The sequence below is a fragment of the Alteromonas halophila genome, from assembly GCF_014651815.1.
Taxonomy (GTDB): Bacteria; Pseudomonadota; Gammaproteobacteria; order Enterobacterales; family Alteromonadaceae; genus Alteromonas; species Alteromonas halophila.
The window spans coordinates 737,644-750,478 of record NZ_BMXP01000001.1; the positions used below are offsets into that span (position 1 = coordinate 737,644).

The following is a 12,835-nucleotide window of genomic DNA, read 5'->3' on the forward strand; positions in this document are numbered from 1 at the left end:
AAACCTGATTACATTCTGAAGATACCGAACTCGGTATCTTCTATCGGGCGGTTAAGGGCGGCTGACAGCGACAGGCCAAGCACCCGGCGTGTGTCAGCAGGATCAATAACGCCATCATCCCATAAGCGTGCTGAGGCGTAGTAGGGGTGGCCCTGTTCTTCATATTTCTCAACGATGGGCTGCTTGAATTTTGTTTCTTCGTCCTCGCTCCAGGTCTCGCCGGCACGATCTTTCTGATCGCGTTTTACCTGGGCCAGCACGCCTGCAGCCTGTTCACCACCCATCACCGAAATTCGTGCGTTAGGCCACATAAACAGGAACCGCGGATCATAGGCGCGGCCACACATCCCGTAGTTACCCGCCCCAAAACTGCCGCCAATCAGTACGGTCAGTTTGGGTACCTGTGCACACGCCACGGCCGTCACCATCTTGGCACCATGCTTGGCAATGCCGCCGGTTTCGTATTGCTTACCGACCATAAAGCCGGTGATGTTTTGCAAAAACACCAGGGGAATTTTGCGTTTGGCACACAGTTCAACAAAGTGCGCGCCTTTAAGTGCACTTTCGCCAAACAGAATGCCGTTATTGGCAACAATACCCACCGGGTAGCCGTACAAACGGGCAAAACCGGTGACCAGTGTGGTGCCGTAACGGGGTTTGAACTCATCAAAATCTGAGCCGTCGACGATGCGGGCAATGATTTCCCGGACATCAAAGGTCTGGCGGGTATCTTTTGGGATAATGCCGTAGATGTCCTTGGGGTCGTAAAGTGGCTCGACACTGGGCTTGATATCCATGTCCGGTGCCTTTTTACGATTAAGGCGTGAAATGGCATCGCGCGCCAGCTTCAGGGCATGGTGATCATTGTTGGCCAGTTGATCGGCGACCCCGGATACCCGGGTATGTACATCGCCACCCCCCAGCTCCTCCGCACTGACCACTTCGCCGGTGGCCGCTTTGACCAAAGGTGGTCCACCCAAAAAGATGGTGCCCTGTTCTTTTACAATAATGCTTTCATCCGCCATCGCCGGTACATAGGCACCGCCTGCGGTACAGGAGCCCATTACTACCGCAATCTGCGGGATATTTTTGGCTGACATATTGGCCTGATTAAAGAAAATACGGCCAAAATGATCTTTGTCCGGGAATACTTCATCCTGGCGGGGCAGGTTAGCGCCACCGGAGTCGACCAGATAGATACATGGCAGGTTATTTTCTTCGGCGATAGTCTGGGCGCGCAGGTGTTTTTTCACGGTCAGCGGGTAATAGGTACCCCCTTTGACGGTGGCATCATTGGCCACAATCATGCATTCAATGCCTTCTACACGACCTATACCGGCCACGACACCGGCCGCCGGTACATAATCATCGTACACTTCCCACGCCGCCAGCTGGCCAATTTCTAAGAATGGAGAGCCTTCATCCAGTAGCGCATTGATGCGATCACGGGGCAGTAACTTGCCCCGCGACGTATGGCGTTCAGCCGCTTTTTCGCCACCGCCTGCACATATTTTCCGAATCTTATCGGTAAGATCATTCACCTGCGTCTGCATATGCTCGGCATTAACGCCAAAGGCCTCAGACTTAATGTTCACTGATGTATGAATTGCGGGCATACACCCTCCTGTGTTCCTGAAATCTGCAGTAACATCAGGGTCACTGCAGATTTGTTAACTGACGTGTAGTGGTTATTTTGAATCGTTGAACAGCTCACGACCGATCAACATGCGGCGAATTTCAGAGGTACCCGCACCAATTTCGTACAGTTTTGCATCGCGCAACAGGCGGCCCGTAGGGTATTCATTAATGTAGCCGTTACCGCCCAGCAACTGAATGGCATCCAGTGCCATTTTGGTTGCCAGTTCAGCTGAATAGAGAATAGCACCGGCGGCGTCTTTGCGCGTGGTCTCACCACGGTCGCAGGATTTCGCTACGGCGTAAACATACGCACGGGCGGCGTTCATTTGGGTGTACATATCGGCTACTTTGCCCTGTACCAGCTGGAATTCGCCAATGGCTTTACCAAACTGTTTACGATCGTGTACGTAGGGCACCACTGCATCCATACAGGCCTGCATGATGCCAAGCGGGCCACCTGAGAGCACCAGACGTTCGTAATCCAGACCGCTCATCAGAATTTTTACGCCTTCGCCTTCGCTGCCCATCATGTTTTCAGCAGGCACTTCGCAATCTTCGAAGACCAGCTCACAGGTATTGGATGAGCGCATGCCCAGTTTGTCGAGCTTCTGCGCCTGACTGAAGCCTGGCGTACCACGTTCAACAATAAAGGCTGAAATACCTTTAGAGCCGCCGCTAGGATCGGTTTTCGCGTAAATCACAAACGTATGCGCATCGGGGCCGTTAGTGATCCACATTTTATTGCCATTCAGGATATACTTATCACCGCGCTTTTCTGCTTTAAGCTTCATACTGACAACGTCAGAGCCGGCATTTGGCTCGCTCATTGCCAGCGCACCAATGTGCTCGCCACTGACCAGCTTAGGCAGGTACTTTTCACGCTGAGCGTCGCTGCCATTACGGTAAATCTGGTTTACGCACAGATTAGAGTGCGCACCGTAGCTCAGTCCAATACCACCACTGGCACGGCTAATCTCTTCCATCGCTACCGTATGGGCCAGGTAGCCCATGTCAGAGCCGCCAAACTGCTCGGACACAGTGACACCAAGTAAGCCCATTTCGCCCATCTGCGGCCATAGTTGATTGGGAAAGCTGTTATCTTCATCGGCTTTTTCTGCCAGCGGCGCAATTTCATTCTGAGCAAACTGATAAACGTGGTCACGAAGCATATCTACGTCTTCGCCCAGACCAAAATTCAGTGTAGGGTAGGGAGCATTCATACAATTTTTCCTCTTTTGATGTCGGCCAGCTCTTCCTGGCAGCGCGCTTCAACGTCATCTAGCTCGCGCATAAGCATGCGGATATCCTCAAGCTGCTGATTCAGTACCGCACGTTTTTGTTCGGTCAGTTCGAGCATGGCTTCAAGTTGTACGGCTGAGTTCGAATTTGTGTCATACATTTCGAACAGAGATTTCACTTCTGCCAGTGAGAAGCCCAACCTCTTACCACGTAAAATTAACTTTAATCGTACCCGGTCTTTGTTACAGTAAACCCGGTTCTGCCCGGTGCGCTTTGGGCTGAGTAGCCCCTGTTCTTCGTAAAAACGAATAGTACGCGGGGTCACATCAAACTCACGCGCGAGTTCGCCGATGGTATAAGTTGGTTCATCGTTGTGATCAGTCATTACACATACCTTGTGGCGTACAGCTAAGTGGTTCCCAAGCAGACCATGTCGTTACTGCCGTGTGGCAGCAAAAATTGACACCTTTACCTTGGGGTTTACGTTAACGTCAATTACAATTAACGTTAAGGTAAAGTAACATTTTGCTAACGTCAATTTTTCGCATCTCATCCTGGTCGTACAACCAAAGTCGTGTGTTTAAAAATGTATACGCGCAGTAGGCTTTAGGGAAGAGCGAGAGACTTATTCGCAGCTTCCTCAGGTGGTGGGGGAATAAACATTCAATTGAAGGGCAACAGAGTATGAGCAATGAATCGGTAGTAATTGTAGCGGCGAAACGTACGCCAATGGGGGGCTTTAACGGGCGTCTGGCACCCGTGTCTTCAACAGAGCTGGGCTCAGTCGCCATTAAGGCGGCCTGTGAAAATATGGACGTGTCCAAGGTTGATGAAGTCATCATGGGCTGTGTACTGCCAGCGGGGCTGGGTCAGTCACCGGCCCGGCAGGCCTCACTGGGCGCAGAGTTACCGCTGAGCGCGGGCGTGACGACCATCAACAAAGTCTGTGGGTCCGGCTTAAAGGCTGTGATGCTGGCGCACGATCTGATAAAGGCCGGCAGTGCCGGCGTGGTGGTCGCCGGTGGCATGGAAAGCATGAGTAATGCACCTTATATGTTGCCTAAAGCCCGCACCGGCTATCGCATGGGGCACGGCCAGGTGCTTGATCACATGATGCTGGATGGCCTGGAGAACGCTTACGATGGTAAAGCCATGGGTTGTTTTGCGCAGGATAAGGCCGATGATGAAGGTATTACGCGCGGTCAGATGGACGAATTCGCGCTGAGCTCACTGTCGCGCGCCAATGACGCAATAAGCAACGGCGACTTTGCTGACGAGATTGTCTCTGTCACTATTTCCGGTCGTAAAGGTGACGTGGTGGTTGATACGGATGAAGGTCCAGGCGCTGCGCGTCCTGACAAAATCCCCTCACTGCGTCCTGCTTTCAAAAAGGACGGCACGGTTACGGCGGCCAACTCAAGCTCTATTTCCGATGGTGCTGCGGCACTGCTGGTGATGTCTGAATCAAAAGCGCAGGATTTGGGGCTGACGCCGCTGGCGAAAGTGGTGGCGCATGCCACAAATTCGATTAAACCTGAAGACTTTACCGTTGCTCCGGTTGGTGCAATGGAAAAAGTACTGGAAAAAGCCGGCTGGAGCAAAGACGACGTCGACCTGTACGAAATCAACGAAGCGTTCGCCATGGTGACCATGCTGGCGATGCGTAAACTGGGCCTGGACGAAAGCAAGGTCAATATTAGTGGTGGTGCCTGTGCACTGGGTCATCCCATCGGGGCTTCGGGCGCGCGTATTCTGGTTACCCTGCTGCACGCGCTGAAACAGACCGGCGGCAAAAAAGGCATTGCGTCGCTGTGTATCGGTGGTGGTGAAGGCGTCGCGCTGGCCGTGGAAATGCTGTAATCCTTTTATTCATCACGTAATTCAGCTACAAAGGCACCCTGGTGGTGCCTTTTTTGTGAGTGAAATTGATGCGTGTGCGACAGCTTCTGTTTTGTCTGGTCTGGGTTTGTGTGGCGAGTACCACTGAGGCAGAGCCCAGATATAAGGTCAGCTACGGTGAGCTTTCACAGTTAGCTGCGCGGACACCTGATGCAGTGCTTGCCTACGGCGAGGACCCGCTGCAGCGTATATTTACATGGCAGGCCTCTGGTGAAACTAAAGCCAGCGTGGTATTTATTCATGGCGGCTGCTGGCTGAATGCGTATAACATCGACCATAGCCGGGGCTTTCTTACTGATCTGGCTGCGCGCGGATACACCGTGTATGGCGTAGAATACCGGCGCACCGGCGATGAAGGTGGTGGCTGGCCGGGCACCTTCACGGATGTGCGTGAGGCGTTGCAGATGCTGGAGAAACGCCTTAATGATTCGCACCCGGTCTATGTGCTGGGGCACTCTGCGGGCGGTCATCTTGCGCTGCTTGCCGCACCCGCACTTGCTTTTGCCGACAAAATTATCGGCCTGGCCGCCATCACCGACATTGCAGAATATGCAAAGGGGGATAACAGCTGTCAGGCCGCGACGCCGGCGTTTATGCAGCGCCCCCGGGAGCAGGCCCCCGAAGCCTGGCATAACGCTAATCCTCGCAGTTATACAATGCCTGCGTCAGTACTGTTGATGCAGGGCGGTGCAGATGCCATTGTGCCTGCCAGACAGTCTGTATGGCGGGGGGTAGCACAGCAGCTTATTGAAGGCAGCGGGCACTTTGACTGGCTGCATCCAAAGTCCGCTGCGTTTGCGGCGCTGCTTTCTGTGCTTAATCAGTCACACAAGGAGACACATGACAGCCATGAATCACAATGATAAGCAGGATGAGCTTGCGCACAAACGTGCCGCCTTTCAGCTTCCGAAGGGAAAAGTCTATCTTGACGGCAATTCGCTCGGGCCGCTTCCAGTCGCTGCCCGTGAGCGTGCCAGAGAGGTGGTTGAAGGGCAGTGGGGGGACGATCTTATCAGCAGCTGGAATACCCATGACTGGATCCACCTGCCAGCCACCGTGGGGGATAAAATTGGCGCGCTGACAGGTGCGGCGCCAGGTCAGGTGGTCTGTTGTGACTCGATCAGCGTTAATTTGTTCAAGGTGCTGTCTGCCGCCCTGAAAATGCGGCCCGGGCGGCATGTTATTGCAACTACCCGGGACAATTTTCCAACCGATATTTACATGGTTGAAGGACTGATTGAGCAATTGTCTGACGCCTACGAACTGCGCTTCATTGATGAGCAGGATATTGCTGGTGGTCTCTCAGAGGATATCGCCGTAGTCATGCTGACCCAGGTGAATTTCAGAACTGGCTTTAAGCATAATATGCAGCAGGTGACACAGCAGGTCCATGACTGTGGTGGGCTGATGTTATGGGACTTAGCGCACAGCGCCGGCGCATTTACCGTTGAACTGGATGCCTGCAAAGCAGATTTCGCCGTGGGTTGTACATATAAATATTTGAACGGTGGGCCAGGTGCGCCTGCGTTTATCTATGTGGCCAGGGCACATCAGCAGTATTATCGCCAACCTCTCTCGGGCTGGATGGGACATGCTTCTCCCTTTGCCTTTTTACCTGGCTATGAGCCTGATGAAGGGATACGGCAGAACTTATCGGGCACCCCGGGGATTATCGGAATGAGTGTGCTGGATGCGGCATTATCGGTGTTTGACGATGTATCGATGAAACAGATTGAGACGAAGTCCCGGGCGCTGATGCGGTATTTTCTGCAGTGTCTGGAGACTGCCGGACTGAGCGACGTGCTCACTCTGGTATCCCCGCATGAAGACTGCCGGGGCAGTCAGCTGGCGTTTCGCCATCCACACAGTTACGCCATATGTCAGGCCTGGATTGACGAAGGGATCATTGCAGATTTTCGGGCACCCGATATATTAAGAGTCGGTTTCGCACCGTTATATCTGCGTTTTACTGATCTTGACGATGCAGTCAGGTCGCTTGCCGCAATCGTAAACGAAAAGCGCTATGAACGGCCGGAGTTTAATCAGAAAAATATGGTAACCTAAAGATGATGCGAATAAGTCTATCATCACTCAGCGAATGTGTGCTTCAGGGCTCGCCCTTCGGGGCTTACCGCCAAGCACCCACTCTGCGTTGGCATTTTTGACTTAACCCGTTAGGTCTGCAAAAGACCGCCATGATCAGGCACTTGGCTGTAAGCCTGAGCGGCGATAGACTTATTCGCATCTTCCTCAATTCTCACCATCCCCGGATTTTTGCCTGAGCAACGGATATTGGTTTGCAATTTGAAGGATTACTGGGGATACTTTATACCTATTTGATTTAAAAATACTTTTTAAGGTTTGACTAGCCAGCGTATGAGACCTTTTGCCAGACTGACTGCCTGCGTGCTTTTGCTGCTCGCCACGACGGAAACGTTCGCTCAGCAAAAAGTCACCTATTGCGTCGACCCGAACTGGTATCCCTACGATGCACTGCACAACGGCGAACATGTTGGTATTGCGGCTCAGTACATGGATCTCGTTGCATCGCAGTCAGACCTGACGTTTGAGCTGGTGCCGACCACCAGCTGGTCGCAGTCGCTCGAATATGTTCAAAGCGGGCAGTGTATGATGGTTTCGATGCTCAATCATACGCCAGTCCGTGAGCAGTTTCTGGCATTTTCAGAGGTTTATTTTGAAGCCCCCAATGTGCTGGTCGCCCGCGATGATACGCCTAACCTGCAAGGCTATGACGGCATTGGCAAACGGCATGTTGGTGTTGTTAAAGGGTACCGGCAGGCCGAGTACCTGGCGCGTTATTACCCGAAATTGCGTTTACGTTATTTTGAAAGCGAGGCAGAAGGCCTGTTAGCGCTGGCGTCGGATGATATTGATGTGCTGGTGGGGTCATTATTCAGTGTAAATCACAATACTGCCCGCTTACGCTTAAAAAACCTGATGATTGCCGGGTATGCAGAGCCTTACGATGCCCTTTCATTTGGTATTAACAAGGCCTTTGCGGATGAACTGTTACCCCGTCTTAATGCCGCGATTGATGCCATTCCTGAGTCACAGCACGTTGAGATTTACCGGCGCTGGAACAATATAAAAATCCGTCAGACCCGGAACTTCTGGCCATTAGTCGTTGTACTGTTAATGGCGAGCCTGGTGGTTGTTTTCTTTTTCTGGCGTCGAAGGGTTGTCGGTGCTTATGAGAAGCAACTGGCGGCTAAAACCCGCGAAATCGATGTGTTAAAAACAACACTGCTGGAACGTAATCGCACACTGGAATTCCTGTCTTCTCACGACGCCATTACCGGGCTGTACAACAGAAATCAGATGATCCAGCGTGCTGAAGAGGAAATCTCACGGTTTCAGCGCTTTCAGACATCTGCCAGCCTTATCGTTATTGAGCTGGATAATGATGACAACGTAAACCTTTCTACCAATCAGCCGTTATCTGAAGATATGCTCAAGGCCGTGGCAAGCGTGTGTCTGACAACGGTCAGGGAGGTAGACGTGGTCGCCCGCTTTGGGGGCGAACAGTTTGTCATTATGTGTCCGCAGACGGGTATTACAGCCGCTAAAGTGCTGGCCGATCGCCTCGTCGAAGTGATTAGCAATACACATCAGGTTAAAAGGGAACACTGTTTTGTTGCAGCAGGGGTTTCGTCACTCACCAGTAAAGAACGCTTTCCTGAGTGGTATGAGCGTACCGGAAAAGCACTGTATCACTCCAAGCGGCAGGGATATAACGTGGCCTGTGTCGCTGATTAAATGGGGCTTAATTGACGTGTCAGTGGTGGCGAATATTGCCTGCAAAGCGCTGGTGAGCGAATAGCGACAGATAAACGGCATACTGTCATTGTGGCGAATGCCGCTACCTCCCAACGAGGCTGCTGGCCAAAAAACGTCCTTCCCCTCACCATTCAAAAACTGGCTGCCAGGTAATGGTATTCTCACGAGTAACACACGGAGGTACCGGCCTTCGCCGGTATGACGACTCTTCGATGTCAGGTCTGCGGTTTATCGTGCCACTGCTGCACATCATAGCAGGTTTAGGCGTGTCCGTATTCGTGCTCTGAGCGCCAGCTACGGTTATTTAGTTTGGCTGAAACACCGGGTTCGCGCATCTTATTGGCAACCATACCAATACCTTTCTGGTCATCCTCGCTGGCCCTTCATTTCCGGCATACGCATTTCAATCCAGCCCATCACAGCATACATACAAAAATGCCCGATACGCTTTTACGTATCGGGCATTGTGCTTATTTAATGGCACCACATTCTGCAGTGCCAGTTTGATGGACAATTCAATCTAATCGATACGAATTATCCTATTGCTCAGCTGCTACTACCGCTTCTGACGTATTAGACGCATAAACAGAATTTACATTGTTGTCCGGGTCTAAATCTTCACCTTCTGCATAACTTTGGAAATCATCCTGGAAAACAACATTGGTGCCAGCAGTATCAGCATAGATTATCAGATCGTCCAGCCAGAACATGGCATCCTGAGTTAGTGCCGTGCTGTTGCTGCCAAACCTTAAAGAGATAGTAGTAACGCCACCCTCTGGGTTGCTGCCGGTTGGTTCAAACGGTTCTATCACAGGCTCGCCATCAATTTCTAATGTAATAGTTGGCAGTTGTCCTGCAGCGGTGTTGCCGTCAGGGTAAGACCAGGTAACGCTTAAGGTTTGGAATTCGCCTGGTGTGACAACAGCGCCTTCAATATCTACATCAGGGTAGCGCAAGCCAAAGGAGTCATCTCTGACGCGAAGATCCATTATTGAACCAGCGTTGTTATTACCCGAGTTGAATAAGCTGATAAAGGCATCTGTGCTACCTGCATCATCATCAGTTCGCGTGAAGCGAAGGTCGAATCTGCCTTCTGCCTGCGCCTCGGGTAAAGAAAATCTCAGCTCTCCGGTATCACTGTCATCAGTATCAATGACGCGTGCAAATTGATTTCCGTCTGCAGAGCCTGCGCCATACTCTTCTACCACTGCGTCTTCTGTGTTTGGTGCATACGGCGAGGTGCTATTCACTTCTGAATCAAGATTAAATCCTTCGCTGTAAGTAGAGTAGTCATCTTCAAACACAAGCGTGTCGCCGTCTACATCACTGTAAAGTGCAAACTCGTTAATGGTATATTGCGCTGCTTCAGGAAGTACTAAAGAGTTATTACCAAAACGGAATGAAACCGTTGCCACTCCACCTTCTGGGTTGCTGCCATCTGGCGTAAACGGGTCAACCGCCATTTCACCGTCTATTTCTACGGTAACCACAGGAAGCTGGCCGGCCGCCGTGTTCCCAACCGGATAAGCCCAGGTGATCACAATGTCCTGTAACGTACCTGGTGTTACTTCTACCCCTTCAAATGAACGCTCAGGGTAGCGCGTAGCAAATTGATCATCACGAATTCTTAAATCAATGATCGATCCCGCATTATTGTTTTCCGAGTTAAAGAGGCTGATAAATGCATCACCATTGCCAAGGTCGTCATCTGTCCGTGTGAAACTTACTTCAATACGACCAGCTGCCTGTGCTTCAGGAAGGGTAAACCGTAACTCGCCTGTATCATCATCGGTTAAGTCTCTGATAACCGCAGCCTGGTTATTTCCACTGGCGGGATTAACACCGATAATAGTGATAACTAACGTCGCCACTGTTCCATCTGCCGACTCAATGACAGCATTGTCTTCAACCGATTCAGAGGCATTAGCCAGTCCAGCCACAACAGGATCATCGGTATTAAGATTGTAAGACCACTCGCCCGACTCACTGATAGAGAATGTGCCGTAAGTAATCGTTGTGTCTGTCTGCGCAACTATCGAACTTTCATTTTCATCAACATCTGTTACCGATATCTCACCGGTTAACGGCTCGGTGACATTGTTTTGCACGGTAGCTGATAAACCACTGAATTCCGCCGGTGTATTAGTGCCTTCCGGCGCGACCGGATCGGTAGGCTCAGACGTTATACTTTCTTCGAATCCTTCCAGGTCAGTATAAGTGGCGGTTGCAGTGATTGTCTCTCCCTCGGTAGCCTGGCCTAATTCCAGCGTTTGAGACGTTTCGCCTTCAATAACCACACCTGACGCGGACCATGAATAGTTTACCGTTTCAGGAAGGCCGTTTCCGTCAGTTACCTCGGCAGTCAAAACTGCGCCAACAGTGCTTGCTCCAGACACGACTATAGTGCCTGCTTCGTTGGCTAAGACTTCAGGCGTCTCATTCGAGGTGGCGCCCTCCCGGGTTCCACCGTCATCTACATAGGTGACAGACACTCTTATTGTCGCCCCTCGCTGTTCAGGTGTAAGCGTAAAGGACGAACCTGTCTGGTCAGACAGAGGGATGCCATTGGCTAACCACTGATAAGAAACGCCACTGGGGTCGAATCCATCTGGGTCGTCTACCGTCGCGGTAAGCGTTTCGCCAGCGATGGCCTCTCCTGAAAGCGTAACTGAGCCCGGCTGATTTTCTGGCGCATCAGAGCCACCGCACCCGTAAAGCGCCAGGCTCAATATACTAAACGTAAACACACTCTTTATTTTCATCACGGTTCACCTATTTCCTTTTTTTAAAACCCATGCATTACCCGTTGTAGAGGTTAAACCAAAATCTTACCAACAATTTAAAATGTTATTACCAATTATTCTTTTGTATGTAACCACAAAGCCTGATCATATTCTATAACTAAATACAAAAAATTAACAAATATAACAAAAGTCATCACTTTATATGGCTGGCAAAAAAATATTTATATGCTCCTTTTTAAAAAATATCTATTTATACAAAGTCTTATATGAAAGGGGCTTAATCGTATAAGCTTGAGGTTAATCCTGTTTTAAAAAATTGGTCTGTCAAAAAAATAAGTATTGGTAAATTTTTTTGGTTTGCTAATATGCATTCGAAGTGAACAGAATGTGAAGAACTCGTTATGCAGTTACGACCTACAAAAATGACAACTTTTCTTTTTGCCGGATCAGCTTTGCTTTCAAGCCAGGCGGCTGGCGTAGATGTGCCTTCCGAATACTTTGATCTTAGTCAGTGGTATATCACTCTGCCCGTGGACGAGAATAATGACGGCAAGGTCGATACGGTTTCTGTTGAAGACCTGCAGGGCTTTCATCACCCTGATTTTTTCTATGTTGATGACGAAGGCAATATGGTCTTCACCGCGCCCAACAAGGCGCTGACTACCAAAAATTCTACCAATACACGCAGCGAGCTCAGACAGATGCTCAAAGGCGACGATGACCGCATTAAAACGCAATCTCCGAAGAACAGTTTTACTGTGGCAAGTAACCCGATCGCTAAGCGGTTTGCCAGTGTAGGTGGCAAAATGGAAGCCACCCTGAAAGTCGAGCATGTAGCGAAAAGAGCCAAATATCCTGACAGACCACCCGCATTTTCCGTGGTGATTGGTCAGATCCACGCCACCAAATGGGACAAAAAAGTACAAGGCTTCGGGTGGGGTAATGAGCCGCTAAAAATATACTATAAAAAGTGGCCCGAGCATGAAACAGGCTCTGTATTCTGGACATACGAACGCAACCTGCCAAAGAATGATCCTAATAGAACTGACATTGCTTACCCTGTGTGGGGCAATACGTGGAAGGATCCCGCAGACCCCGGCACTAACGGTATCGCCTTGGGTGACGAGATCTCTTACACCGTCAATGTACACAACGACATAATGTACCTGACCTTCGAAGCAAATGGTCATGAAACAGTGAAGTACCAAATTAACTTAGCCAACGCAGTAAACGCTTATGGCGAACTTGATAAGTTCGACCACCCCTATGGCTACACCCTTGACTGGAATTACTTTAAAGCAGGTGCTTATAACCAGTGTAGTACCAGTGAAAAGGCAGGATTTTGGTATCCAGCGTGCGCGGGTACTGGCAACTGGGAAGAAGATAAAGCGAATGGTGATTACGCAAGAGTCAGTTTTTCTAAATTAAAACTGAGCGAGAGTACGCCCCCTGAGACGCAGGAAAACAAGGGCGAAGATAAGTAATGACAAGTCAGCCATTACAATCTTATTACTTAT

At 50.4% G+C, this 12,835-nt stretch carries 9 protein-coding genes; 5 read left to right on the forward strand and 4 right to left on the reverse strand.

Translation table 11 applies throughout. From position 1 onward, the window contains the following. Positions 1-8 precede the first annotated feature (8 nt). From IE054_RS03405 to IE054_RS03415, 3 genes are all read right to left on the reverse strand, one after another. The gene (locus IE054_RS03405) at positions 9-1,616 is read right to left on the reverse strand and encodes a carboxyl transferase domain-containing protein (RefSeq protein WP_189403652.1); all 1,608 of its coding nucleotides are present in this window, start codon (positions 1,614-1,616) and stop codon (positions 9-11) included. Positions 1,617-1,688: 72 nt separating this feature from the next. Next, on the reverse strand, positions 1,689-2,858 hold the full coding sequence (locus IE054_RS03410; protein ID WP_189403653.1) for an isovaleryl-CoA dehydrogenase: 1,170 nt from the start codon (positions 2,856-2,858) through the stop codon (positions 1,689-1,691). Beyond that, positions 2,855-3,262: a MerR family transcriptional regulator gene (locus IE054_RS03415; RefSeq protein ID WP_189403654.1), complete on the reverse strand. Its 408-nt coding sequence runs from the start codon at positions 3,260-3,262 to the stop codon at positions 2,855-2,857. The genes IE054_RS03410 and IE054_RS03415 overlap by 4 nt, the downstream gene beginning before the upstream one ends. A 299-nt stretch (positions 3,263-3,561) precedes the next feature. On the opposite strand from IE054_RS03415, the gene IE054_RS03420 reads away from it, so the two are divergent. From IE054_RS03420 to IE054_RS03435, 4 genes are all read left to right on the forward strand, one after another. Continuing rightward, positions 3,562-4,737: a thiolase family protein gene (locus IE054_RS03420; RefSeq protein ID WP_189403655.1), complete on the forward strand. Its 1,176-nt coding sequence runs from the start codon at positions 3,562-3,564 to the stop codon at positions 4,735-4,737. A 74-nt stretch (positions 4,738-4,811) separates the two neighbouring features. After that, positions 4,812-5,639, forward strand: coding sequence for an alpha/beta hydrolase (locus tag IE054_RS03425; RefSeq protein WP_189403656.1), 828 nt, complete (start codon positions 4,812-4,814; stop codon positions 5,637-5,639). Next, a complete protein-coding gene (gene kynU / locus IE054_RS03430; RefSeq protein ID WP_189403657.1) occupies positions 5,617-6,840 on the forward strand; it encodes a kynureninase in 1,224 nt (407 codons plus the stop codon). Before IE054_RS03425 ends, kynU begins: the two co-directional genes overlap by 23 nt. A gap of 312 nt (positions 6,841-7,152) precedes the next feature. Further along, positions 7,153-8,553 (forward strand): diguanylate cyclase, encoded by a 1,401-nt coding sequence (locus IE054_RS03435; RefSeq protein ID WP_189403658.1) that lies wholly within the window; start codon positions 7,153-7,155, stop codon positions 8,551-8,553. 560 nt (positions 8,554-9,113) lie between these two features. Here the strand turns inward: IE054_RS03435 and IE054_RS03440 are convergent. Further along, positions 9,114-11,336, reverse strand: coding sequence for a VCBS domain-containing protein (locus IE054_RS03440; protein ID WP_229804997.1), 2,223 nt, complete (start codon positions 11,334-11,336; stop codon positions 9,114-9,116). 404 nt (positions 11,337-11,740) lie between these two features. Here IE054_RS03440 and IE054_RS03445 point away from each other — a divergent pair, with 404 nt between their 5' ends. Continuing rightward, positions 11,741-12,802, forward strand: a complete 1,062-nt coding sequence (locus IE054_RS03445; RefSeq protein ID WP_229804983.1) for a polysaccharide lyase family 7 protein — start codon at positions 11,741-11,743, stop codon at positions 12,800-12,802. Positions 12,803-12,835: the final 33 nt, after the last annotated feature.

Bases quoted from the DNA above. Each gene is read 5' to 3' on its own strand.
- IE054_RS03405 (WP_189403652.1), bottom strand. From the start codon at position 1,616: ATGCCCGCAATTCATACATCAGTGAACATTAAGTCTGAGGCCTTTGGC.
- IE054_RS03410 (WP_189403653.1), bottom strand. From the start codon at position 2,858: ATGAATGCTCCCTACCCTACACTGAATTTTGGTCTGGGCGAAGACGTA.
- IE054_RS03415 (WP_189403654.1), bottom strand. From the start codon at position 3,262: ATGACTGATCACAACGATGAACCAACTTATACCATCGGCGAACTCGCG.
- IE054_RS03420 (WP_189403655.1), top strand. From the start codon at position 3,562: ATGAGCAATGAATCGGTAGTAATTGTAGCGGCGAAACGTACGCCAATG.
- kynU (WP_189403657.1), top strand. From the start codon at position 5,617: ATGACAGCCATGAATCACAATGATAAGCAGGATGAGCTTGCGCACAAA.
- IE054_RS03435 (WP_189403658.1), top strand. From the start codon at position 7,153: ATGAGACCTTTTGCCAGACTGACTGCCTGCGTGCTTTTGCTGCTCGCC.
- IE054_RS03440 (WP_229804997.1), bottom strand. From the start codon at position 11,336: ATGAAAATAAAGAGTGTGTTTACGTTTAGTATATTGAGCCTGGCGCTT.
- IE054_RS03445 (WP_229804983.1), top strand. From the start codon at position 11,741: ATGACAACTTTTCTTTTTGCCGGATCAGCTTTGCTTTCAAGCCAGGCG.